General features: G+C 58.9%; 19 protein-coding genes and 7 pseudogenes. 13 read left to right on the top strand and 13 right to left on the bottom strand.

What is annotated here, in order from left to right:
• Both EOA23_RS14540 and EOA23_RS14545 read right to left on the bottom strand, forming a co-directional pair.
• Positions 1-122, bottom strand: a 122-nt coding sequence (locus EOA23_RS14540; protein ID WP_245474027.1) for a leucine zipper domain-containing protein, incomplete at its 3' end; no start/stop codon positions are given.
• Between the two features lie 438 nt (positions 123-560).
• Positions 561-842: a DUF2285 domain-containing protein gene (locus EOA23_RS14545; RefSeq protein WP_063169301.1), complete on the bottom strand. Its 282-nt coding sequence runs from the start codon at positions 840-842 to the stop codon at positions 561-563.
• 115 nt (positions 843-957) lie between these two features.
• On the opposite strand from EOA23_RS14545, the gene EOA23_RS14550 reads away from it, so the two are divergent.
• Entirely contained in the window at positions 958-1,191 is a 234-nt protein-coding gene (locus EOA23_RS14550; protein WP_082826573.1) for a helix-turn-helix transcriptional regulator, read from the top strand.
• A 438-nt stretch (positions 1,192-1,629) separates the two neighbouring features.
• On the opposite strand, the gene EOA23_RS14555 is transcribed toward EOA23_RS14550, so the two are convergent.
• Entirely contained in the window at positions 1,630-1,896 is a 267-nt protein-coding gene (locus tag EOA23_RS14555; RefSeq protein ID WP_063169299.1) for a DUF2285 domain-containing protein, read from the bottom strand.
• 109 nt (positions 1,897-2,005) lie between these two features.
• Between EOA23_RS14555 and EOA23_RS14560 the strand changes: the two genes are divergently transcribed.
• The 8 genes and pseudogenes from EOA23_RS14560 (at position 2,006) to EOA23_RS36940 (ending at position 8,836) form a co-directional block, all read left to right on the top strand.
• Entirely contained in the window at positions 2,006-2,224 is a 219-nt protein-coding gene (locus EOA23_RS14560) for a helix-turn-helix transcriptional regulator (RefSeq protein WP_029354714.1), read from the top strand.
• 657 nt (positions 2,225-2,881) lie between these two features.
• A complete protein-coding gene (locus EOA23_RS14565; RefSeq protein WP_082826572.1) occupies positions 2,882-3,826 on the top strand; it encodes a DMT family transporter in 945 nt (314 codons plus the stop codon).
• The gene (locus tag EOA23_RS14570) at positions 3,823-5,805 is read left to right on the top strand and encodes an argininosuccinate synthase-related protein (RefSeq protein ID WP_063169298.1); all 1,983 of its coding nucleotides are present in this window, start codon (positions 3,823-3,825) and stop codon (positions 5,803-5,805) included. The genes EOA23_RS14565 and EOA23_RS14570 overlap by 4 nt, the downstream gene beginning before the upstream one ends.
• Before the next feature lie 221 nt (positions 5,806-6,026).
• Positions 6,027-6,254: an aminotransferase class III-fold pyridoxal phosphate-dependent enzyme gene (locus tag EOA23_RS36930; protein WP_263485461.1), complete on the top strand. Its 228-nt coding sequence runs from the start codon at positions 6,027-6,029 to the stop codon at positions 6,252-6,254.
• Complete coding sequence (locus EOA23_RS36935; RefSeq protein ID WP_063169297.1) at positions 6,215-6,463, top strand: aminotransferase class III-fold pyridoxal phosphate-dependent enzyme; 249 nt, start codon at positions 6,215-6,217, stop codon at positions 6,461-6,463. The genes EOA23_RS36930 and EOA23_RS36935 overlap by 40 nt, the downstream gene beginning before the upstream one ends.
• A gap of 308 nt (positions 6,464-6,771) precedes the next feature.
• Positions 6,772-7,006 (top strand): annotated as a pseudogene (locus tag EOA23_RS14580) (aldehyde dehydrogenase family protein); the annotation flags it as partial.
• A 68-nt stretch (positions 7,007-7,074) separates the two neighbouring features.
• A pseudogene (locus EOA23_RS14585) lies at positions 7,075-7,730 on the top strand (IS630 family transposase); the annotation flags it as partial.
• Positions 7,731-8,707: 977 nt separating this feature from the next.
• Positions 8,708-8,836 (top strand): hypothetical protein, encoded by a 129-nt coding sequence (locus EOA23_RS36940; protein WP_263485462.1) that lies wholly within the window; start codon positions 8,708-8,710, stop codon positions 8,834-8,836.
• A 307-nt stretch (positions 8,837-9,143) separates the two neighbouring features.
• On the opposite strand, the gene EOA23_RS14600 is transcribed toward EOA23_RS36940, so the two are convergent.
• The gene (locus EOA23_RS14600; protein WP_063169295.1) at positions 9,144-9,842 is read right to left on the bottom strand and encodes an OmpW family protein; all 699 of its coding nucleotides are present in this window, start codon (positions 9,840-9,842) and stop codon (positions 9,144-9,146) included.
• 38 nt (positions 9,843-9,880) lie between these two features.
• Entirely contained in the window at positions 9,881-12,043 is a 2,163-nt protein-coding gene (locus tag EOA23_RS14605; RefSeq protein WP_126080676.1) for a prolyl oligopeptidase family serine peptidase, read from the bottom strand.
• A gap of 217 nt (positions 12,044-12,260) precedes the next feature.
• On the opposite strand from EOA23_RS14605, the gene EOA23_RS14610 reads away from it, so the two are divergent.
• Together EOA23_RS14610 and EOA23_RS14615 are read left to right on the top strand one after the other, a co-directional pair.
• Complete coding sequence (locus EOA23_RS14610) at positions 12,261-12,521, top strand: hypothetical protein (RefSeq protein ID WP_095769041.1); 261 nt, start codon at positions 12,261-12,263, stop codon at positions 12,519-12,521.
• 93 nt (positions 12,522-12,614) lie between these two features.
• Positions 12,615-12,815, top strand: a pseudogene (locus EOA23_RS14615) (SMC-Scp complex subunit ScpB); the annotation flags it as partial.
• Positions 12,816-12,976: 161 nt separating this feature from the next.
• On the opposite strand, the gene EOA23_RS35675 reads toward EOA23_RS14615, so the two are convergent.
• From EOA23_RS35675 to EOA23_RS36470, 6 genes and pseudogenes are all read right to left on the bottom strand, one after another.
• On the bottom strand, positions 12,977-13,213 hold the full coding sequence (locus tag EOA23_RS35675; protein WP_063169293.1) for a hypothetical protein: 237 nt from the start codon (positions 13,211-13,213) through the stop codon (positions 12,977-12,979).
• A 116-nt stretch (positions 13,214-13,329) separates the two neighbouring features.
• A pseudogene (locus tag EOA23_RS36460) lies at positions 13,330-14,013 on the bottom strand (integrase); the annotation flags it as partial.
• A gap of 243 nt (positions 14,014-14,256) precedes the next feature.
• On the bottom strand, positions 14,257-17,790 hold the full coding sequence (locus EOA23_RS14630) for an autotransporter domain-containing protein (RefSeq protein WP_082826570.1): 3,534 nt from the start codon (positions 17,788-17,790) through the stop codon (positions 14,257-14,259).
• Positions 17,791-18,492: 702 nt separating this feature from the next.
• Positions 18,493-19,122: a hypothetical protein gene (locus EOA23_RS14635; RefSeq protein ID WP_126080679.1), complete on the bottom strand. Its 630-nt coding sequence runs from the start codon at positions 19,120-19,122 to the stop codon at positions 18,493-18,495.
• A 192-nt stretch (positions 19,123-19,314) separates the two neighbouring features.
• Positions 19,315-19,628: pseudogene (locus tag EOA23_RS36465) on the bottom strand (ATP-binding protein); the annotation flags it as partial.
• A 10-nt stretch (positions 19,629-19,638) separates the two neighbouring features.
• Positions 19,639-20,171 (bottom strand): annotated as a pseudogene (locus EOA23_RS36470) (IS21 family transposase); the annotation flags it as partial.
• 516 nt (positions 20,172-20,687) lie between these two features.
• On the opposite strand from EOA23_RS36470, the gene EOA23_RS14650 reads away from it, so the two are divergent.
• Positions 20,688-21,044, top strand: coding sequence for a hypothetical protein (locus EOA23_RS14650; protein WP_126080678.1), 357 nt, complete (start codon positions 20,688-20,690; stop codon positions 21,042-21,044).
• A 569-nt stretch (positions 21,045-21,613) separates the two neighbouring features.
• Here the strand turns inward: EOA23_RS14650 and EOA23_RS14655 are convergent.
• Positions 21,614-22,930: a HipA domain-containing protein gene (locus EOA23_RS14655; protein ID WP_063169281.1), complete on the bottom strand. Its 1,317-nt coding sequence runs from the start codon at positions 22,928-22,930 to the stop codon at positions 21,614-21,616.
• On the bottom strand, positions 22,920-23,258 hold the full coding sequence (locus EOA23_RS14660) for a helix-turn-helix transcriptional regulator (RefSeq protein WP_063169282.1): 339 nt from the start codon (positions 23,256-23,258) through the stop codon (positions 22,920-22,922). Before EOA23_RS14660 ends, EOA23_RS14655 begins: the two co-directional genes overlap by 11 nt.
• 611 nt (positions 23,259-23,869) lie before the next feature.
• Between EOA23_RS14660 and EOA23_RS14670 the strand changes: the two are divergent.
• Positions 23,870-24,326, top strand: a pseudogene (locus tag EOA23_RS14670) (aldehyde dehydrogenase family protein); the annotation flags it as partial.

Raw genomic sequence — 24,326 nt, forward strand, 5'->3', positions numbered from 1 at the left:
ATCTTGGCCGACACGCCGTAGACACGCGCCGCATGGGCTTTGGAGAAAGCGCCTTCTATCACCGACAGCGCCATCTCCTCTCGACGCAGCGGTGTGAGACGGGCATTCTTATGGATGTTCATTCGGACCCTCCGGTGAGTGCTGAAGCTTGGTAACTCCAGTCTCCCCGGTCCGGTCCGAATGGACAACCTCCCGAAAGCTCACAGCTAGTCGTGCGGTTATATAGTTTCCGAGGATGGCCCGCTTGCATACCTGCCTGCCGGTAATCTCTAACCCTTGACTTAGGGCGATGGCTATCGGTTATGCGGCTTGAAAGCGAAGAGGTGGACCCTTCGTCGAGCGCCGGTACGATATGGAGTGCTGCTCCGGGCTAATACCCATCCAGACAGAGCGGAACCTTCTATCACGTCAGACGCTCGGACAGTTGCCAAACCCCGATTTCCTGGGAACTGAATTGTGCTCGCCACCGGGTCCATTTTGCCGGCGCGTCTGTGGTGCAGGCCCCGATCAGCCTGACCAATGGCACAGGAACGCTTCTATGACCGAGCACTGCGAATTTGTCAGCTGGCGAACAATTCCTTGTAGCCGCTCGTCACCATCCAGTTCGCACGGTCGAGATGACTACGAAGCGCCTTCCTGGCGCGCTCCGGTTCAAGTGCCGGATCAATGCCGAGGATCAGTTGGGCCATTTCCTCTTCGGGCGCCTCATCGGCTGAGGCGTCCAGGAGCCTCATATAGATGGTAAAGTGCGCCCTGTCGTAGGCGGTAAGACGGTCAGACCAAGGGACTTCGTCGAGCAGTGTTGAGCTTTGAGTCCTATCTGTTCCCGTTGATTGATTCATGTCTGCCGCGAACCTCGCATGTTGATCGCTGGATCCAAGGCAGAATATCCCAAAATGGGATAATCCGAAACGGGGATTAGTCGCTGAGCCGGTCTCTACCTGCCGGTTCACCTAAATGCCCAAATCTCTTCGATCTCCCCGCCACCAGCGGTTTCTGGCCCAGTTGATCTCACTGCGCAATGTCAAAGGGCTGACGCAGGCGCAGGTGGCTGAGAAGCTTGGTCGTCCGCAATCTTTCGTGGCGAAATATGAGGGTGGCGAACGGCGTCTCGATGTCATTGAGTTTCTCGACGTAACTGCGGCCCTCGATGCTGATCCGTGTGAGATTCTGTTGAGCCTGCGCACGTAGTGGGCGCCCGCGCCCATCACCGCGCGTGCCGTGTGCCGGTGGGTCGAGCCCCGCTTTTCTTGGCTCTGGCGTCTCGACCATTCCGCTGCGCCTCCTAGCGCGTCGTTAGACTCTCGCAATTCGCTCTGTTTTGTGCCTTTCTCAGCAGGTGGCGCCGCATCCTTCTAGGCCCGCCGCGGCGTCCCGCAACCCTTAGCCAGCTGTGAGCTTTCAGTAGGTTGTCCATCCGGCCCTTCGGATGCGGTGCGGCTCAGACGGCGGACCCGTTCCTGTCATGATTCGCCGCCGCACCCATTCCTGGGAAGCAGCCATTGGCGAGCGGAGGACAAAATGATGAGACAGCGAAGCGCTGGGCCATCCGCGCTGTGGTGATACGTCGATGCATGGCGGTTGCGCGACTTCGTTGCTTGAAGCGAAGCGACCGCACCGCCCATTTCGTCAACTGGCGAACAAATCCTTGTAGCCGCTCGTCACCACCCAGTTTGCACGGTCGAGATGACTGCGAAGAACGTTGCGTGCGCGCTCAGGTTCGCGTGCCGGATCAATGCCGAGGATCACTTTGGCCATTTCCTCTTCAGTGGCGTTGTCGGCCGAGGCGTCCAGGAGCCTCATATAGGTTGTAAAGTGGTCCTTGTCGTAGGCTGTAATGCGGTCCGACCAGGGGACCTCGTCGGCGAACGGCGTGTTCGATCTGGGCTGCAACATCGCTAATTCTATCTCCGGCCAATGGACCCGCGAAGCCCTGTGCCTGCTAAATGTGGATTACATATTATAGTTGATAAACTCAAGCCGCCTGATCCGCTGGCTTGCGTGCATGGATATGCGCAAGTTGGTCGGACGGAATGTGCAGAGGATCAGGCAAAGGAAGCGCCTGACGCAGGAGCAGCTTGCGGAGATTTCCGGGTTCAGTCAGCAGTACATCAGCGGCTTGGAGAAAGGCCGAAGAAATCCGACAATTATCACGATCTATGAACTGGCATTGGCCCTCGGCGTCAGCCACATGGATCTGGTTCGGCCCGACAAACAGGCATGATACACCCGCCCTCCAAGTAGCTGGCCGCCTGATGGCGCGCGCCGGGTGCTCGTGAACCCAGGCTTTTCTTAGGGTCCCCCGGCAGCCCCTGCCATTTGGCTCGCCCTGGCCCGGCGCACCCTATTGGACAGTCGGCCGCTGCGGTTTTTGTCAGCCTTTCCTGGGGCGGTCGGCATTGCCTTTTAGGCCCGCCGCGGCCTCCCGCAACCTTCGCTCTCGCTTCAGGTCCTTCTCTTGGTTACGATCCTTCGGATGCGGTTCGCCTCTTTCAGCGGGCCTAATCGCTTTCTGCCGCCCACCCCACGGGGACAGCCACGCGAGACTAGTATGGAGCGTTGCGGTTAGCGCACGAACAGCAAAGGAACTGAAAAAACAGGCAACTGTCGAAGCATGGCTGAACCAGCCATCGTGTCGGCATCTTGGAGCCGCGTGTTCGCCTTGAGGCCCTGCCGGTAGGATCCCTGCAGTTGAAGTCATTGTCGGCATTCTGACAACAATGGACATGAACCGCCGAACTATCAAGGCGACCAGGTTGTTGTCTAGCAATGGTTTTCCGAATCGGCACGGCACTTGCGTTACCAAAAACAAGTACGCCGCGGCACGGATCGCCCAAGAGGCTGAACGACCTGATCTGTTTGACCCTCGCAGCAGGGGTGGATGGCTAACACAAAGGAAACTTTGAAGGTGGACGTTTTCGAAAGTTCTCCAATACCTGTCAGGAAAACACGGACGCCATCTTTCTCGGTGGATCTAGCCTTGCTGGGAGTCGCATTCGTTTGGGGGGCGAGCTATCCGGTCGGGAAAGGCGCACTGTTCTACGCGCCGGTTTCGATACTTGTTCTTTATCGCTTCCTGATTACTACGATCATTACGGCAGTGGCTGCAAGACATGAGATCGCATTGGTCTCCTGGGGCGATTTCATCCGCGGCTTCGCATTGGGAACAATACTTTTTTGCATCTTTATTGCTGAAACTTACGGCGTTGCATCGACAAGCGCAATGAACACGGCCTTGATCATATCGCTTTGTGTGATTTTCACGCCGAGCATCGACTATGGGCTATCACGGCGACTTCCACCTACGGGCATTTTGGCAAGTGCTGCCATAGCGTGCATCGGTGTCGGCATTCTCACTGGCGGGATCAGCAGGTTCAGCCCGGGTGACGCGCTTGTCTTGGGGGCCGCGATTCTGCGAGCGGTTATGGTCGTTTCCACCAAACGCCTTCTGGCCGGCCGGCAGATTTCATCTGCAGCCCTGACGGCCATCCAAGGATCGACGGTGGCAACACTTACTTTCGTTTTGGCCGTCGCTCAGTTCGGAATTTCAGGCCTTGTTGTGAGGGCCACCCTTCAGTTTTGGGGCGCTGTTGCCTTCCTTGCACTCTTCTGCACCCTCGCTGCATTCTACATTCAAAATGCCGCAGTGAGAAAATCCACACCGACACGGGTTGGCTTCTTGATGGGAACAGAACCTTTTTTTGGTTTCGTTCTAGCGCACCTTCTTCTGAATGAGCCTTTGACAGTACCGAGCTTGATAGGCGCAGGCCTCGTCCTCGCTGCGACGTTTGCTGGCATCTGGTTTGAGAGCAGGACATCCAAATGAACCCCATCTTGGCTTCCACCAAACCCGCCATCGGCGGCATTTCGAGTTTTGAAGATCTGGAGGCTTTTCCGGACCGAACCGCACCAGTTGCAACCATGTTCAGCGGCGGTCTCGACAGCACCTATCTTCTCTACAAGCTGCAAAGCCTTGGCTTTGCGAACATTGAAGCTGTCGCAGCGGATGTCGGAACGCGCATCGATCAGCCTTTGTTGGAACGGACGGCAGCCATGTTCGGCGCGCGCTTTGTCTGCCTCGAAGGGCGGGATGCCTTTGTCGAACAAGGCGTGAAATCAGCCATTCGAGCCCACGCCAAGTACCTTGGCATCTATCCGTTGAGCAGTTCGTTGAGCCGTCCCATAATCGCATCTTTGGTTGTTAATCATGCTAGGTCAATCAACTCACGGCTGGTTCTTCATACAGCAAACCTTTCTCAAAACAGTCTTCCGCGCCTTAACAATAGCATTAAGCGCTCAGGATTTTCCGGCAACTTCGGCAGTCCGTATGAATGCTCTGTGATATCCCGACAACAGAAGACCTCCGACCTGTCCAAGTGTGGAGCGACTTTTGTGGCGGACCGCACGTGGAGCGCGGACGAAAACCTCTGGTGTCGGGAATTCGAGTCGGGGCCTTTGGAAGATCCCGAGAACTTTTCCATCCCCGAGGAGGCATTTGCTTGGACGCGCCACATTCCCGCAGAGCAGCCGGTAGAGATCAAACTCGGGTTTGCAGACGGAAGTCTCGTGTCAATTGATGACCGTGATGTTGCATTGGTCGACGCAATCCCGTTCCTGAATAACACGGTCGGCAAATTCGGGCACGGCCGCTTTGTCGGGCTTGAACACATCACAACCGGCCAAAAGGTTCTCGAAGTCCGCGAGGCCCCTGCCGCGGCCATTATCTTCGACGCGCTGCGTCACCTCGAAACCGCTTCTCTTGACGTGGCATCAATCGTTTTGAAGCAAGGGCTTGAGCAAGCCTGGTCCCAAGAGGCGGTTTCAGGTGCATGGGGCAGTACTATTCACCAGATGTGCGAACGGGCCATTGCATCCGCCCTCGAGGGCGTTAGCGGGAGCGTCAGCTACATAGTCGATCACACACGCTTTTTACCTCGGTCGATCCGAGCCAGGACGCCGAGATACATTAGGGACCGCGACCTTTGGGAATACCAAGCCGCAACCCACATAGCGTTGTCCAAAGCGTTCCGTCCTCGCCAAGTCACCAAAAGGGAGACACCCGTGGAAAACAACGCACCCCAGGCGCCGGCCAACCTCAGTCAACAATGCACTGACGGTCTGGTGACAAATGGATGGTGGTTTTCAAAAGGCGAGCGCGCCGAAGCCTGCTTTGGCATCGAAATTGATGCAGCCTGGAAGAACTTTGCTGACCATTGGAATCGACTTCTTCTCGATGAATACATGCGTGACGGCGGAACATATCGTTACCGGCGCTATAGCGCTTTTGAATATGACGCGACTGACGGAATCTTTAGGCTCCTACCCCACGCCCCCTACGAACAATCAAAAAGTGTCAATCATCTGAATGGCGGCTTCAAGCGCCACTTCGAGCCCCTTGAAAACTCCTTTATAGACCATCCCGTCTTAGAAAAGATTCTGACAGGTTTCTGCAGAATTCTATGTGAAGCCGCCCGACATGATCGTTGGAATATCAAGATCCATCCCTACCGGATTGTCGCGCGCGATGGTGTAAATGGCAAACCGGCACCCGAGGGCCTTCACCAGGACGGGGTGGACTTCATTGCTTGCTATATGATTGGGCGGGTCAACGTCACCGGCGGCATGAGCATGATCACCGACGCCTCAAAGGAGTTCCTCGGCGAGGTCGAAATGAACTCCCCGAATGATTTTGTGATCTGCAACGACCGCGAAACCTTTCACGATGTATCGTCGATTGTGGCCGAAAACCTGAAAATGCCGTACGCTTATCGCGACGTCCTTGTGATCGCCTTCGAGAAATTATAACGCCCAGCGCGCCGAGAGCATTTTCAACAAGGTTCAATACTGCTTGGTATCCTCTCGGGTGTTCCTGGTGCGGGAACAATGCAGGATTAATTTCTTGCATCTAAACACCTAGATAGCAGTTTCGCCTCTCTGGTATGATGGTTTTTGGCCTCGCGGATCTCGCGTAATACGAATGACCGTGGACACCCCCGATCTTCGCAAGAAAGTGAGAAATTATCCTCATGCTGTCCGACGAGGTGGTCTGCGGCTTCGGAGGCACCGGGAACTGGTTTGGTAGCCAGACATTTGGGATGGAACCGGACATGCTCTCGATCGCCGGGGGGCTTTCATCCGGTCACCTGCCCATTGGCGGCGTCATTATCTCGACAAGATTTATCAATGCGCCGCTGACGAGGCCCACAAGGTCGGCGTGTTCGGTCACGGTTTCACCTACTCCGGTCATCCGGTGATAGCGGCCGTCGCCGCCGAGGCGATCAGGATCTACAGCGAGATCGATTTCGTGACCCAGGCGCGTCGTCTCGGCGATCACTTGCATGGAGCCCTCGCGGACGCGCTCGGCGACCATCCGCTTGTCGGTGAAGCCCGCGGCCGCGGCTTCATCGCGGGGGTTCAGATCGTCGAGGATCGTGCGCCCGTCGCGTCTTCGCGCCCGAGCTGAGGATCGGCGATGTCGAGCGGCGGTGCCGCGAGCACGGCGTCATGATCCGCAATATGGGAGACGTGCTTGGAATCTGTCCGCCCTATATAATCACCGAAAGCGAGATCGACCCCTTGGTTGACGGCATTCGTTCTGCACTCGACGGCGCCGCTGCTGCGAATTCCCGGGTCGGTCGGGTGGCATGAGTTCCAGCATTAAGACCGACTGCTTCACTTCAGTGGATATTATCGAGCAAACGCTCACCCGAGGGGTGCACTTCATCCGTGTCCGGTACAAAACGTCACCCATGTCTCAGGTCGGGCACGCCGCTCGCCAACGACACCGAGTTCGGCCTCGCGGCCTACTTCTACACCGGCGATCTCGGTCGCGCCTTCCGCGTGATGGAAGGACTGAAGTACCGGCGTCAATGAAGGCCTGATCACCACGCCGGAGGTGCCGTTCCGCGGCGTCAAGGAATCGGGCCTCGGCAAGGAAGGCGGCCTCCAGGGCATCGTGGATTATCTCGACACCAAACATGTCTGCATCGGCGGTCTCGGCGTCTAGTGGTTCCCGCCTGACATAGGAGTCCAATCAGAGATTCCCTTTCTGGCCTGCGCGTGCGAGTCTGGCGCATGCGCACAGGAAGATCGTTCACCGTTTCGTCGGCCGATCGCGTCCGTCTGACGGCGCTGATCAGGGATCGCAACGCCCCGCAAAAGCATGTCTGGCGCGCCGAGATAGTGCTTTTGCCCGCCGACGGCGTCGGCACCGGCGAGGTCATGCGCCGCATCGGCAAGTCGAAGACCGACGTCTGGCGCTGGCAGGAGCGCTTTGCCGCGGAAGGCTGTGACGGGCTGCTGCGCGACAAGACGCGACAGTGGCGCATTCCGCCGCTCGGTCCCGATGTCGGCGAGCGCGTCGTGGCACTGACGCTTGCCGATCCGCCGGGCGAGAGGACCCACTGGACCGCCGACATGATGGCGCAAGCCGCCGCAATCAGCGCCAGCGCCGTCAGGCGCATCTGGAAGGCGCATGGTCTCGCACCCCACCGCTGGCGCCAGGTTCAAGCTCTCCAATGATCCGAAGTTCGTCGACAAGTTGCGCGCCGTCGTCGGCCTCTATCTCGATGCGCCGGCCCATGCCATCGTTCTGTCGGTCGATGAAAAGAGCCAGATCCGGCGCTCGACCGCACCCACCCGGCCTGCCGATGAAGAAGGGGCGGCTCGGTACGATGAGGCACGACTACAAGCGCAACGGCACCACCACCCTGTTCGCCGCCCTCAACGTCCACTATTGTCCCGTTGACGAGAATATCATCTTAGTTGCTTGTAAAAATTTGTTCTCCACTTCCGTCTCCATCGTATCTCAGTCAACGCGATGGAGCAGGAAATGACTACAAACATTGTGAAACTGGAAGAAGGCAGGGCAATCGGCTCTAATCGTGACGTGCCGCTGTCAGATCATGAGGCGGAAGCCCTAGGGCATCTTGCGGTGGCGCTGAGTGGCATTTCGACGACCATTCGGTCCGCCGCCTACAAACACGCGCTAAACTCTAGTCACGCGATGAAGCCCCTAAAGGAGACGGAGGACGCGCTTACCGACTACGACGCCTTGGCGAGGGCGGCGGGCCGAAAGCAGCCGAAAGCGGCGGAGGAGGACGACAGGAAGGGGGACGCCCTAGCGAGAGAGGCCGCCGCACAGGTCAGCAGGGTCGATCAGACCCGATCTTCCCGCTGGAGCAGACCGCGAAGGGTACCGGTGGCATCAACGGACTACGTTCGGCAGGTGGTCATGGCAGATAGTCAGCTTGGAGCAGTGTCGGCACTGGTAAACGCGCGGCGAGTGGCTCCAGAACGCTTCCATGCTTCTGTTCCCAGTGTAGATAATAATCCGGATGCTCCGCTTCTGACCTCTTTTTCGGACTATCTGAGCAGGGTGTGCGGACTGGAGTCAAAGTCCCGCGAAGGCGTTCTCCTGGGCAGCCGCCGCTTTCTGGATTGGTTCCATCACCACCATTCCCGGCCAAGCCCTCGGCGCGTTGACGGCTGAGCATGTCCTTGCCGCTGTCGAACATCGGCTGTCACTATCGGCGACCTCCGGTACCCGCACCGGCAGCAACTTCTCACATCGTATTGGGCTGGCCACCACGACCAGAATCTCGCGCGCGTCGTCCCCAGGACGCCCCACTGGCGTTTGGCTCATCTAACCCTCGAACTCGGCTACGGCCCGTCGACGGTCTTCTTCACATGGGTCGGATTCGACGAAATGGACGAGGTCACAGGCGACGGCCATGCTGAACTGCTCGACGACGGCTCCATCGACATCACCTTCTATCACAACGGCGACGAGGCAATCCTCAAGGCCAAACGGGACACTTCTTCAACGGCCTGCTAGGAGATCCGTGTTCGCCTTGCGCTGACAAAGAAGCTCACACATGACGTCCGGGAGACGATGCTGGCAAATGGTCTGGCTGAAGCATTCCACCCACAATACCAAAGCCCGTCCCGATCCAAAGCGCTTCTAAGCACTCCACCTCAGGCGCAAGGCCGGTTGGCCAGTGCATCTTCTTGGTCCGCCGGAAGAGAACCCCGCCCGACAATAGCTTCATGAGGTCTTGCGCTGCAGTGTCGACCGTAAAAAAGGGCGCGCGAGGCGCCCTTCATTTAAACCGGCAGTCGGGAAGCAGACTTCACTCTGATATTCAAAAGCGGTAGGTGACACCTGCGCCTATCAGCCAGGGATCGAGCTCCGCCTTCCCCGTCAGCTTCGCGCCGGTCACCGTGACGTCGAAGTCCGGCTTCAGGAAAAGCTTCTTCACGTCGAAGTTGAGGCCCCAGTGCTGGTCCACCATGTAGTCGAATCCGACCTGCAGCGCCGTGCCGAACGTGTTCTTCACCTTGAGAGCATCAGCGCTGCCAGTGTCCTGGTTGTAGAAGATCGTGTAGTTCACGCCGGCGCCGACATAAGGCTTGAACGCGCCGAGATCGGTAAAATGGTACTGCAACGTGAGTGTCGGCGGCAGCAGCCAAACTTTGCCGATGTTGCCCAACCCTCCGATCGTCCCTTGGCCCGCGATGTTGGCATAAGTGGTACCGAGTATGAGTTCGGCGGCGATGTTGTCGGTGAAGAAATACGAGATATCGAGTTCCGGCGTCACCGTGTCCGAATACGAAAGACCGGAGCCGGGAAGCGTATCAACGTAGCCCAGATCTTTCGTAACGACGCCCAACGCCCGCAGGCGGACCTGCCAAGGGATTGGCGCTTCGGTGACCGAGGCTCCCGTCTCCGCCAGGACGGTCTCTGCTTGCGCAGGCTCCGCGGCGACGGCCTGCTGTCCCACCATGATCAGGGCCACCGCCGCTGCTGTTGCCCGCGCTACGCCCATTCGCGTTCTCGCCATGAGATTCACTCCTTGATGTTCAGAAAGGATGCACTGCACTATTTCGTCTCCTGCTCGAATGAATTGTTGATGGACCTCAAATGCCCCTCTTGCGTTGCAACGCGTTCCGCCGTCTCCGGAGGGTGATCGTTGAAGCCGATTGCGCTGCGGAGAAAATTGGTGCCTAGACTGATGAATGCGGCTTGCTCCCGATTGTCCTCGCCGCAGCCGTGCCCGCCTGCGCTGGCCTCGTAGAAGTAAGCGGGATAGCCAAGAGCCTGCAGTTTTGCGGCCATCTTGCGCGCATGGCCCGGATGGACGCGGTCGTCGCGTTTCGTGGTGGCGATCAGGATAGGCGGATAGGGCTGTCCCGGCGCTGCGGCGTGATAGGCGGAGATTTCCTTCAGGAAAGCCCAATCGTGAACCTTGTCCGGATCGCCATATTCGTCGATCCAGCTCGCGCCCGCCAAGAGCTTGGTGTAGCGACGCATGTCGATAAGCGGTGCTGTGCAGAACAGAGCCCCGAAATGCTCAGGATAGCGGGTCAGCATGTTTGCGATCAGCAGGCCGCCATTTGAGCCACCCTCGGCGGCAATCCGCCTCGGCAGGGTGATGCCCCTTCGCACGAGGTCGGAGGCAACGGCGGCGAAATCGTCGTGGGCGAGACGCTTGCCCTCCCTGCGCCCGGCTTCGTGCCAGCGGGTGCCGAACTCGCCGCCGCCGCGGATGTTCGCCTCGACACACGTGCCGCCGCGCTCGAGCCACAGCTTGCCCAGCGGGGAGTTGTAGTAGGGCAGGAATGATACGCCGAACCCGCCATAAGCGGAAAGGTGAATCGGAGCATCTCCGTTCCCGTTCGCCGGACCAACCTGCGTATAGGGGATCAGCTCATGATCGATAGAGACTGCCTCGTGGCGCGTGACCACCAGTCCGGATGCATCGAAATTCTCCGGGCTGCGCTTCAGGATTGCTGAAGCGCTGAGAGACGGCGCGGCATTCAGATCGAACAGCAAGAGCTGCGGCGGCGTGATCGGATCCTGAGCACAGATCAGGACCTCTCCATTGGTCTCGTGAACTGCCGCATCGAATGACCAGACGTCGACAGTACCTTCGGCGGGCAGGGTGTTCAGGACTCGGCGCGTCCATTCCTGGTGGCCGGGAGTGAACATCTCGAAACGCGGTGCGAGATTGACGAGGTAAGAGATAATGAGCTTCCCGTCATTCCAGAAGAATGACTGCATGGAGCGCCTTTCCCCTGGTTGAAACAGGGTCTCAAAAAGGCGTCCGCCGGCGAGGAAAGTGGAAAGCGAGATGACGATCAGCGCGTCGGCGGGATGGGTGGTGCCTCCCACCGTCCAGGGCTTGCGCGGCCTTACCGCCAGCCAGTCGCCGAAGACCCGCCACGACGCGTCGCGAGGAAGATCGATCTGCCTCCTCGGCCCGCTCCTATCGCCGATCCAGCTGATCTTCTCGAAGAAGGCCGGCTGCTCGATGAACCAAAGGCGCTCGCTGCGGCCGGTGCGGTCCGAATGACCAGACACTTGGAAGCTTTCGAACCCGGCCTCGAAGATTGCCGGCGTGGTGAGGGGATCCGCGTCACGCTTCCACAGTCGAACTGTGCGCGCATAGCCGGAGCGGGTGGCCATGCCATTACCAAGCGCACTGGAAAGCAGAAGCGTGTCAGGGTCCAGCCAATTAACGTAGCCTTTGGCCTCGGGGAGGTTGAAGCCGTCGGCGACAAAGCTCAGAGAAATCAGGTCGAATTCGCGATGCACGACCGCGTCGCTGCCGCCGCGCGACAGGCGCAGAACGGCTCTTTCCCGTCTCTCCGGCTCGATGGACGCGCCGTCCCAGATCCAGTCCTCTCCGTCGCTAGCCGCGAGAGCATCCAGATCGAGCAGTAGCTCCCATTGGGGATCCGCCTTCATGTAGGCGGCAAGGGTGGTCCGGCGCCACAGTCCGCGTGGATTACCGTCATCTCGCCAGTAATTGTAGAGGTACTGACTACGGCGCGCGATCAGGGGAAGATTGTCGCGATTGTCGAAAATGGCTGTCAGAGCCGCGCGGTCGCGCTCGAACTGCGTTCCACCGAAGTGCTTCAGAGTCCTTGCCGATTGGCCGGCGGCCCAGGCAAGTGCCCGCTCGCCCTCTACATCTTCAAGCCAGACATAGGGATCGTCGTCGGGAGCATCAAGCGTTGGACGGACATCAAATGCGTTCATGTCCGGACAGCCTTCAGAAAGAAGGGATAGAGGCTTCCGTCGGCTCGGGAACGCTCAGTGTCGGTAGCGGCGCCCACATGTTCGAAAAGCGTGATCATTGATGAGTTCTTCCAGTCGGTGCGGCATCGCAGTGCTTTTGCGCATAGGGCCGCAACCTTCGTGCCAACTGGGAAAATCGTTTCGGAACAATGCGATCGCTCTGGAAGCGTTGTGTCACATGTCCGACATCGTCGAGAATCCGACAACGAGTGCTCCTCCTAATCACCGGATCAACCTCCGGCGCCAGTCGTGGACACTGTGCAGAACTCGAGAAGTGAAGCTCATTGGAGTGAACCTGGTTGACGCCCAACATCTTCGCTCTGGAGCGCTTCACGCACACGGATTCATGGCAGACACCATGATGCGATCGATGCTGTTAGAGACCAAGCTGGCTGCGCCTGTGAGTTTCAGCCGCCAGCTGGAAGCAGCGGAGTTCTGAGGAGAAGGGTGGGGGGCCCAAGCCCTGCCGCAATCTTGGCCTGCACCGTCCCCTTGATTGTTGTGGGTCAACGTCTGCCTGCCCGCTGAATTTGGCACGCCTTACACCTACGTCACGACCAAGACCTTCCTGTTGCACTTCGGCCTCGACACACTGCGGGATTTGCCCGATTTCGAGGCGATTGAGGTTGCCGCGCTGCTCAGCAAGGAGAAGCTGCTGGCGGGCGATACTCCCATCGGGCTGGTGAGTGGTGGAGGAGGTGAGGAGCGACACTCCAAGGCCAGGACGGGCTAGCGCAGCAGATACATGGAAGTAATCGCTTGATATGAGCGGTTGAGAGTCGAATCAGGGAACTATGCGATCACTATCGATAAGAGGTGGCAATATCGATCGTGATTGTATCGGGCCACTCTACGGCGAAGGAGGCGGCAACTTGTGTCTCCGACCCGAAACGATTACCTTGCGGCCATTATGAGCAAGCATTTGGCATCCGTCTTGACGACGTGAACGCGCCCTGCAGCGTACAGCTGGACGACGCGGCGCTGGCCGATTGCTTTGCGGATCTCGATTTGGCCAAGCAGCATCCCGCTCATGTCAGCGCCTTTCTCGGCGAGGTCCCTCTCGCCCAGCAAGTCGAGTTCGCAACCGCGCACCACATTCGCGGTCGACGAGATGAAGGCTTTTGCCGCCAAGTTCTCTGCCTGGTCCGGCGAAAGCTATCCGCTCGCCGCATAATGGCTGGACATGATAGCCGACGCCCGTCCCGAATGGCGGCGGCTTTTTCGTATTATATCGACCTGATCGACAAGATGCGGCGGAACAGGGGTCCACGTGCGATGCGGCCAAAGCGGATCCAGCTCTCGAGCGCGACTACGGGGTAGGTGTGGTCGCTGGAGCCGCGGCCGACCTCGACCTCGCGCCAGCCGGTCTTGCCGCGCAGGGTGACCAGCAGCCCTTGCCGTCAAAAATCTCGATCCAGCTGGCGCCATCGCTGTTGTCGTCGCGCATGACGTCGAGACCGACGATCTCGGAGCGCCGCAGGCCGCCGCCACAGCCCAGGAGCAAAATAGCGCGGTCGCGCAGGCCCTGAGGTCGTGGCCGAGCGTGGCGATCATCGCCAGCAGATCGTCGCCAGGACCGCCTCTTTCTGCCGCGGTGGCTTTGCGTGCTTGCGGCGAATGCCGGCAAGAACCTTATAGATATGCCGCTCCGCGCGGTCCAACGGCCGGCCGCGCTGGGTAAAGTTCCAGGCGAGGCCGGAAAGCCGCCGCTCGATGGTCGCAAACTAAAGGGCAGGGGCGCCACGCTTCGGATCGCCGGCGGCGGTGCCCGAGGCACAGGCGCTGATATTGAGCCTGATCACCTTCGAGCCCGGAGGCAGGGGATCGAAGCCAGCGCGCCGGCACCAGGAGGAAAAATGCCGCCAATCCTTGGGGTAGGCGTCGCGCGTGTTCTCCGAGGTGGCGTTGTAGCCCCTCGCGGTCTCGACCAGTTCCTGGACATGCGCCGGGACTCTTTGAGCCGGGTCTCCATCTCCTTGTAGAGCTTGTCAAGCTCGCCATCGACTGGCTTCAGGTCGTCGATTGAACATTGCGTCATCATAGGCTTTGTGCCTTGTTGTAGCAGGCATCGTCCGTTCGCGCGGCGGACACAGACATCACCGTCGCTGAGCCGAGAACGACGGTAAAAGAAAATGCACTCACTGACTTCATAACCAATCTCTTTTGCGGGTGATTTAGAAACGGACGCCGAGCTTGGCGCTGAACCCGTGTGTCTGGGCATCCGAGGCGATCTGTCCCTGATAGGCGATGCCGAACGTCGCGTTCTCGGTGATGTTTACGTCAAGCCCAGCTTCGAGCAGAGCTGCGTTCTTTGCGATCGGCACGCCCTTGATGGCGAAGGAGGAACCGCCAGCAAAGGCAAGAGCGGTATCCGGCCTGACGTCGCCGAAGGCGTGGCGCCAGCCAAGACCGCCGCGCGCGGTAGCAGTCACGGTGCCGAGGGTCAGTACCGTCGACGCACGCAGACCTAGCGTGGTAAACGCCGTGTCGCTCGAGCGATCCCCGCTCGACAAGGCGGCTGCGCCGCCATTCTCGGTGAAGCCATCGGCGTCAAAATTCACATAAGCGAGATTAGCGTAGGGCTCGAAGGAAGCCGAAGCCGTATTGATACGGTAGCCGAGCTCGCCAAAGGCCTGGAACGTGCCGGCGTCGTAATCGGCCGAAAGGCTGTCGGCGAAGCCTGGAAAGACCACGGACCTGCCGGTCTCGATGCTGTGCCAGGTATAGGCAAGGCCGGAACGAAAACCGAGATTGCCGTTCTGCGTGCCGGCAAAAAGACCGAGATGGTAATTCTCGCTCGAGCCCGACGACGCGCGATCGTCCGCCTCCAAGGAGGTATGGCTGTAGCCGCTGATGAGGCCGAGCCGCCAGCTTTCGCCGACAGCCGCGTCACCGCCAGCCAGAAAGCCGCCTGTCGAGTGATCGAGACCGGCGGCATTGCCGTCGCTGTCGAGATGACCCCAGGCGCCGAAGCCACGGCCCCATACGGCGAAATTCTCACTCGTTGCCGGGGCCAGTTCCAGACCACCCAGCCCATAAGTCATCACCGGAACGCTGGAGGCACCGACGCCGTCGAACGCCGCACGGATCCGTTCGCTCGCGGCATCGCGTACAGAATGACTGTCCTCGATGAGGCCGCTATGAATGGAAGCATGAACCTCGCCTGATAGCATATCGAAAGCGTTGCGGGCTTCCGGCGCCGTCAGGAACAGGATGTTGTCCTGGATCGGATTACCGCTTCCAAGCGCCTGAGCCGCTGCGGCGACCGAGCGTTGATTGAAGGTGCTGGCTACATCGGCAAACGCCGTCGATGTGCGGCTGATATCGAGATAGACATTGTTGGCATCGTAGACGAGCTGGAAATCGACGAAGGGCGTCGCGTCTGTCGCCAGAGCCCCCGTCAGCCCGCCATAGGTGCCGCTTACGCCGCCTGCTGCGGAGAGCAGAGTATATCGGGCATCGACCGATAGCGTTCCCTGCCGCAGCAGCTCGATCTGCGCGCCGCTGTCGATCGCCGCTGCTCCGCCAACATCGATGAGATCGGACGACCTTGCGAGGTCGACCTGATAGATCGATCCGGACTGCTGCGCGAAATCGCCCGTGACAGTCAGTGTGGTGACGATCCTGCTCGGATCGGTCGCACTGCCAGGAGCGACCGTGCCGCCCTCGGAAATGGTGACCGCACCGTAGGTGCCGCCGCCTGCGACGACACCGCCGCTGTTTGCGATAGCCGTGCCCCCGATCTGCCCGTCATTCCCGAGAAAGCCGGACGTGGTCGCATCATGGGAAAGCACACCTGTATCGGCAAGCAGCAATCCCGCGCCGGAACCGACCGTCGTCATGCCGGAAAAATTGTTCTTTCCGCTCAGCGTTTGCACGCCACCGGCAACGAATAGTTTGCCGCCCATATTATTGTTATCAACGTCGAGGTCGTTGATGCTGCCGGCGAACGTGTCGTTCGAATCCGTTAGCACCAGGGTACGCTTGCCCAGTTCGACCGTTCCGCTGCCACTCAGGCTACGAATACGGGCATCGTTGTAGGCGTCGGAGATTCCCCAATAGTCGCTGCCATTTCCATGTTCGGAGATATCGAACGTGCCGTCTGCAACGACTTTCGCTGACCGTTGGATGTTGCCGAGCCCCGCAAGCGAGAGATAGGCATCCTGAGCAATATTCGTCTCGCCGGTGTAGGTGTTGACATTCGTCATCCGGACCACCGTCTTTGTATCAAGCGTCAGCGATCCGGAGCCGGAGACGACACCCGCTATGCCGAACCCGCCCTCATTCCCCATGCTCGTCGTGATCCTGCTCAGACCGGTCCCTTCGGGTGCGGATGAATCGGTAGAGAAGTTGCTGGCAGTGACGAAATGTGACGTATAAGCGGTATACTTCTTCTCCAGATCGAAAATGACCGATCTGTTTTTGAAGAAGTCAAGACCGGCAACAAAACTGGTCTGGTCATTGGGTTGTTCCGTCGTGCCGCTGGTGTAGGTGAAGTCGATATTGTCCAGCCTTACCGGATCGCCATCCGTTCCTGCGATTGTAACGCTCGGGATGTTGCCCGATGCGCTTACGATCTCGCGTTGCTCATTTCTCCGAACATTTTTAAGTTTGACGCCCGCATCCTGAAATTGCTTCAGCATCGCATCACTGATCTCCAGACTGCCACCGCCCGGTGTGCCGGTGTCGAGCAATACCGCGGTCTTGTTGGGGTCGGTGATTGGTGGGGCTCCATCCTTAACCGTGTACTGCAGATTGTAGCTGCCTTCGTATTCGGTCGAGGCATTGGCGCCAGAGCCAGGAAAATTCTGATAAGAATCCTGATCTTTTTCCTCGGGTTCTCCCCATGGCATGGCATTAGTATATTGGGCCCGGAGGCTTGGATTGAGGTTGACAATCGTGCAGGGGGAACAGCCAGGCGTTTGGTCGCTCTCGGAATCCGGATTCACATTGGCGGAGACCACGTAGCCAGACCTGGTGACACTGCCCATCATGCCCCAGACACTTGTCTTGCCAAGAAAATCGCCGGCCCCGAATGTACCTGCGAAATCGCCGCCTTCGTCTGCCATCTTGCCAGCGGTCATTTTCGCCCGCTGCTCCTTATCGGCGTGATAAGGTTCTTGGAGATCCTGACCATACATATCTTTAAGTCCATCCGTCACGGATCCCGGCGTGCACTTAAGATTGTTGTCCTTGCAATACGCATGGGTATAGACAAAATCGAGAATGCGAGCAGCCCGGTATTTCTTATCGCTTACAGACGGCCCGTCGATTGTTATCTTTTGATCTGGATCGACATATGTAAATTTATCAATTTCCACGTTCTGAAGCTTATTACCATACGTTCCGTCCCCGTACGTATATACGTAAGGCGTGTCGGCAATCGGGCGGACCCCGGTCACCTCTGACCCGATCTGCGTGTTGAGCTGGTCCGAGCCCGTGTCGAATACGTATCGCTGCGCGTTGCCATTGTTGATCTTGGCCCAGATGCCCAGGCGGTCATGGCCTTCCCCGACATACTCCAGCGGGATCGAAATCGGGTCGTCGGCCAACGCTTCTCCAGTTGGAAATGCTACCAGACCCACCCCGAGAGACACAGCCGGCAGGAATACCGTCGTCATCGCGGTGGTTGCCGCCAGAAAGTTCTTTGTCCTGAAACAAGCCTGCATACCTGGTCCTCGAAAAAGTCTCGCAAACTGATTGTTCATTGGAACGGCCTCCTGAATTGTTTAACGAGACCCTTTATGGCGGCCCTGGCTGACAACAGCCTGAAAGCTGCAAGCGGCCTGCGAGAATGGGGCGATCCTGAATGACGACAGGTGCTGTCAACAATGGATGAGTGCTCGGCCTGAAAGCTGAGCACGCTTTATGCTCAGGCTGCTGACAAGGCCAAAGCAGCGTAAGTGCGGAGTGAAATCCAAGGTCCACATGGGTCGTCGCGCTTCCCGTGCGCCTGGGAAGGCGCCGGCCCGGCCAAGCTTTCCCAGATCGTCCGGATGGCGCACAAGATACCGGTTCAGGTCGATCGAGATGGAGGCCGAGGCGTATGCCAAGGCGGTCGACTGCCTGACGAAAGATCAGAATGCGTCGCTGGCGCTCTACGATTTCCGCCGGCAGCGAGCTCAGCTCCTGCCGGGCATCCGTGTTTACTGGCGACGAGACACAAGATGTGCCCAAATTGCCACCAGACCGTCACCTGCGATGAGTTTCGGCAACTGATTTTGTCCTTTCAATCGTCGCCACTTCCTGGCCGCGGCCAACATGGGCCACTCGAAGGCAGCAGACTGGCGGCTATATGGACGGGCTGTGAGCCCGCACCGGAGACATTGGCGAAATCTACGATCTCTATAGCAACGTCAAGGAGAAGCGCGAGGTGTTGCAGATGTGGTCAAATCACATCGAATGGCTGATCAAGCAGGCTGCGGATGACGCTCTGGCGGCGTAGCTGCTGGCATGGGCGGAAGATGCGGCGCAACAATCGTCAGAGCCTCATCGAATTGGAGATCATGCTTGACCAGCAAATGCGCGGCCAATGCTTCGATGGCTGACCAGTGATCGAGTACTAGCCGGGCCGTGCAATCTTCGATCCGCCCCCAATCGGGGCGGCGCGGCATCAGGAACCGCAACTCACCATAGATTCGCTTGGCATCCGCGTAGTCGCAGCTCCCCTCATTCCCATCGGACGCATTCATCGCCATATCGCGCGGGTCCAGATAGCCTTCGAATGCGGAGTCTGCAAAAGGACCTGCCAGACACGCAACTATCTCCCGGATCGCATCATCGCGTTCCAAACATCGATCCATATCGTCCTCGAAAATCGGCTTTCGCTTCGAGGTGAATCCTTGCGCTGAATAAAAACCCGCGCCTTCGACAACACCACCGCACTCTCCGTCACCGGCGTCGGGGTAAATACTAACACTTGAGAAAGCAGGGAGTTCACGGTCGTCGTCGAACGTCTGACGGTGCAAAACGATGGCGGCCACCGCGTGCCCGGCTTCGTGATGCGCCACAAGCGGCAGATATTGGGAGGCTACATTCATGCGGTGCGGCTCTCAGGTCTAGTTTGCTTTTGCGCATAGGACCGCAATTGTCGTGCCAACTGGGAAAATCGTTTCGGGCAATGCGATCGCTCCGATAGCGTTGCGTCTCCTGTCTGACATTGTTGGGAAGTCGACACGCGCCCGTCGCAATGCGGTCGACCTTCCGCGCGAGTTGGGTGACCCGTGAAGGCGGCCGACCAGGACGATGTTGCGCTGATCGGCGACGAAGGCGCGGCCGGGCGAGATCGCGCATCAGGGGGTGACCGGCGTGTCGGCGAAGTCGAAGTCGTCGATGTCCTTGGCCAGCGGCAACTTGGCGACAGCGAACTGGTATTTGATGGAGCGGGCCTGCTTCTCCGATATCTCGGCCTGCAAGAGATCACCGACAATCCTGGGCGGCTCGTGCCGTCGCTTGATGGCGACGCGCCCATGATCTCGTCATAGGCTCTGCGCATTCCGTAGAGCTTCAGCGCTCCCATCAGTTCCAGTACCTCGGTGCGTTCCATGGCTGTTTGTCCTCCTGAGACTGTCATAGCGGGTGCAGTCGGCGACACTCGTGAGCTAGCTTCAGCGCTTGGGGAATGGAAAGGATCGTGCCCGGCGCCGGATCGCGGCTGCGGGCCAGGATGTTGAGGATCACCGGCGCCGACGATGCACCGTGCTCGATGGCTTCCTGACAGGCGGCCTCGACCGCGCTCAATCCGTCGGTCAGCACCCAGGTGAGGATCAACACCATCTGCCGGTCGACGTCATCAACCGCCTTGAGCTGCGCCGCACCTTCTCCATTGCCGACCGCACGACCCAGCTAAGGAACGGCGCGCGCCGTGTGCCAGGGATCGTAGACGACCTCGTTGCGGCCAAAGGAGCGAACGTGTTCTCCCACGACCACGCCATCCTCTGGCGGATGCGATCCGATCGACATAAGCATGGATCTCGACGGGCCGACCGACGGCACTCGACAGCACCGAGTATTTGTTGTTGTCGAAGCGCACCGTGCAGGTCTTCGACACCGACGGGGGAATGCAGTGGAAGCCGTCGAAGCGACCGGCAGCCGCTCCCGCTGCGGCTTGGCCGCATTCGCCGACAGCAGCCGGTCCCGCGTCTCACGCCGAGCTCCCATGCGGGGATAGGGCTGGTGCTTGCGCTCGTAGCGGAACTCCGTCTGCTCAGAACGCAGGACCTTGCGCACCACCTTGCGCGAGATCTTCAGCTCACGGCAGATCGCCTTGATCGACTTCCCCTGGACCAGCGACAGCCGACGTATCTTTGCAATCGTCTCTAAAACCAACATCCAAAACACAAATGCCTCCGATCAAGCCGGAGGCATCTTGATGACCCCATCGTTAAAGGGTCCCGTTTGGACGAAAATCACCCTTTAAACAGGGTCCCCATTCCACGAAAAATCAATGCACTACCTTCCAAAGCTGCGAGAGATCGCCACCGACCGCTTTGAAGGGGCTTTCGGCGGTCTCGTCAGCGAGGTTGTGGCATGAAGAAACATCAATCCACAGCATTGGGCCGAAGCATGCCACGGGCTCATGCCGCGGGAGAGCGGGAAGATATTCTTGAAAGAAGCGGTCTCCGACATCAATACCGACAGGATGGGCAGCTTTCTCACATCACTTGAGGTCGAGCGTGGCAGTTGCGACCCGCAATGCAAGGCTGGCGGCGATGGATGCCTTTGCGCGGTTCCTGATTTCGGAGCACCCCGAATATTAGGATACGCTGCAACTGGTGGTGACACTTCCCTTCAAGAGGGCGCGTGGGTGGCACCTGTCGAATATCTCGATGAGCCCGGAAATCAAGAGCGTCCTGGCGCGTATCGTCCGCCGCACGCCTTCTGGACAGCGGGATTACGCTCTGTTTTCGCTGATGTTCAATACGGATGCACGAGTTCAGGGATCCTGAATCTTCGATTGTGACCTTCGTCTGGTATCGCCCTGTCCCGCCGAGCAAAGCAACGACCGCCCCACACTGCTCACCCGGTTCGGTGTTCCATACTTGCTGCGCACACATGGCTGCGGGCGAAGGAACCACCATGGCGGAAAAAAGCATCCATCATCGCCCTTTGCGGGACACGACGGCCATCCACCTCGTCAAGGCGGGTGTTGACATCGCCACCATCAGTCGATGGCCAGGCCACTCGGGCTGAACTAACGATGCGCTACGCCCAGGCCGGTATCGATATGAAGCGGCAAGCGCTCGAACAAGGCTTCCCCGACGTGATGTCATCGGCAAAAGATCAGACGATCATCGCTTTGATGGCTGGATGTTTGGCTGGCTGCACCGCTTGTAGACGCTCAGTTATGTGGAGTTGTATCGCGGGAAGTCGCGCGTCTTGGGCTTTTGCGGTGTCAGCTCCACATCTCTCCGCAGTGCACGTTGTCACTGTTGAAGAGCCGTTTGTTCAATCTTCGTCCTGGCACGGCAAGGGTTGTCGATATTGTGGGCGTCTTGCGCTTGCCGAGCTTGTCCGAAATCCAGCGCCGGATCAGGCGTGAACACTGTTGCGTAGTTCGTCAGCCAGAGCGCGGAGAACGTCGGCGCTTCCTTCCAGCGCCGTAAAAGCGTAGGGATTGAGGAACTGTCGGCCCCAGAACAGATTGCGATCTGTGCCGGATAGCGTAGCTTCCTCGCTGACACGCGGCCAATTCTCCGCAATGCATCGGAGCTGGCCTTCAACAATCGCAAGAGCTTCCGGCGCGCTGAGCAGGAAGTGATGCGCCGCTTCAAGGCAGGACGCTATCCGGCTCATGCGGTTATTGCCGCTGATGAGCATGGCCTGGCTGGCCTCCTGGCCACTGCGGGCCTGCGGACAAATATCGTACGCAGGCGTGAGGGTGAGCTTAGCGCCGTCCCAGAATGCCGCATGGTTGCGGGCATGATCGTCGGTGTTGCCGCAAAGTATGTTGAAGACAATGCGGCTGAACAACTCGCGCAGAGTTTCCGACGGCGCGGTGAATCGGTGGCGAATGATCTCCGCCAAATCCTGGTAGCTGGCGTAACGCGCCATCATCTCATCGAGCGCGAGCATCGTCAGCGCTGAGACCATGGATTTGCGTTGCCAGCCGCCCGTGACCTTGATCCGGTCGAATCGCTCGACGAGCAACACGTCGTTGCCTGCGGCGCGAACGAGCGAGACGGATGCCGCTCTGATGCCGCACAAGGCGGCAAGCCGCATGGCTATGAATTCTCCTTTGACGACGCTGTAAAGGTCGGCAGACGAGGAAAATTTCGCGACATGCTTGACGGCGTCACCCTCGATCAGCGCCTTTGGCCTTGCGCCGCCGATCGAGCTGCCGTGATGCAGCGCCTGATCTAATTCGGGGGTGAGCGGAATACCTTTCTCTACCCGCTCCGCCGATTGGACAAGCTCTTCGAGAGTGGCATTGGCCAGTGCGCGCGGCTCGTAATGCATTGGCGAAAACTGAAAATCGAGCGCGCCGATGCGGTCCGAGCCTGATTCCAGCAAGAACGTCAGTTCTGAAATATCGAGCCGCGCGATTTCATCGCCCTTCACACCGAATTTGCGGTTTAGGATAACCCGTCGTCCCCAGGCATCAGGGGCAGCATCGCGGATGCATCCCGGCATGGTTAGGCCAGGAAGCAAAGGCAATTCGCCTGCCTTCAGGGGCAGTTCCGGGAGATAAAGCGGGATCGCGCTTCCCAGTTCACGAAAGCTCCTGCCATAGTTGAAGCTGACGAGTCCGTCATGGGCATATAGCCGCCCGGCGACAACCGGCGCGGTCTCGCCCGGCAGCCAGACCCAGACATAGGCTTCGTCGTACTTGGGGACCTTAGAACTCATCGACGATCTGCTTGCCGGCCTTGTAGACGTGCTTCGGCAGCAGCGCGATGCGATCGTCCATGCGGCCTGTGAGGGCTGTGATGCCATTGCCGTCGGCATCGAACAGCTTCACACCGACAATGGCAGCAGCTTCGAACATCAGTCCGATTTCGACTTTGGGATCGCCCTTCTCGATGCGCTGCAGGGTGCTGCGTGAAACACCGATTCTCTCGGCTAACTCCTGTGCGGTTAACCGGTGCTGCATCCGGCCAAGCCGGATGGTCTTACCGAAAAGGCCAAGCGCTTCCATCGCGTAGCGCGAATAGGTGCGTTTATACGTTGCCTTCATTCGGGTCTCTGTGACCTATGCATGATCCATATCGCCTTCTTTCGAACTTTATATAGGTAATGTCACAGAGCGACTGCCAAAGTCAAGACTCCGTATCGCAAGCGTTACCCATCCGAACGAGGAAGGCGGATATTGCCGACGGCTCCTGCACAACCGGCCAGCTCTGCGCGTCTCGGGCGAGGCGGAGATCTGGCGCTGGATCGCGGACAGCCTTGAGACGCCTCGCATGAGTCATTCATGGGCGGTCCCTGGTGCGGGGCCGCGGCGCTCGACTGCTGGCCGACATTCTCGGCGGCGGGACCCGCATCCGGCTACACCAGCACTTTTCGACCGCATACGCGCCCAGCTTCTCTCCGAAATCATTGCCAATGAGCGCGAACCTCATGCGATCGCCGAGCTGGCCTGGCGGCGCGGAATCTACGCACGCATCCGTATTCGAGACCGCCCAAGGGAGGCTGACTAGCGTAACGCCCTCCGATCTAAGCGCCTTCCACAAAGCCGCTTTCGCACGCGACGGGCTGCATGTGGCGGTCGTAGGCGACATAGATGCCAAGCCCTGAGAGTAAGGCTCTACCAGCTGTTCGGCGATTTGCCTCAGAAACTGGCGCTTGCCGGCGCGAACCAGTGGTATCGCGAGGGCGAGCACGCCGAGCGCTTTTCCTCCGCCCTCCACTGACCACAGACCCGCACGCAACGAAGCCGCGCTCGATCTTATCGTGGCGTGGCTAGGTGCAATGTTTGCTCTCGCCATCAGGCCGGCTTTCCCGATGGCGTGGTCAACCTGATCTATGCGTCCGAAGGTGATCGCGTGGGCCGTGAACTCTGCACCAATTCCAAAGATCAGCTTTACCGGTTCGAACGAGGTCGGACGGCTGCTGATGCGTCAGTGCTCTGACCAGATCAAGAAGGTCAGCCTTGAAACCGGCGGCAATGCACCTTTCATCATCTTCGATGATGCCGACATTGACGGTGCTGTTGACGGTGCGGTCCAGGCGAAGTTCCGCAATGCCGGCCAGACCTGCGTTTCCGCGAACCGCATTTACGTCCAATCGAGCGTTCACGATGAGT

It is taken from the genome of Mesorhizobium sp. M2A.F.Ca.ET.042.01.1.1 (assembly GCF_003997405.1).
Classification (GTDB): Bacteria; Pseudomonadota; Alphaproteobacteria; order Rhizobiales; family Rhizobiaceae; genus Mesorhizobium.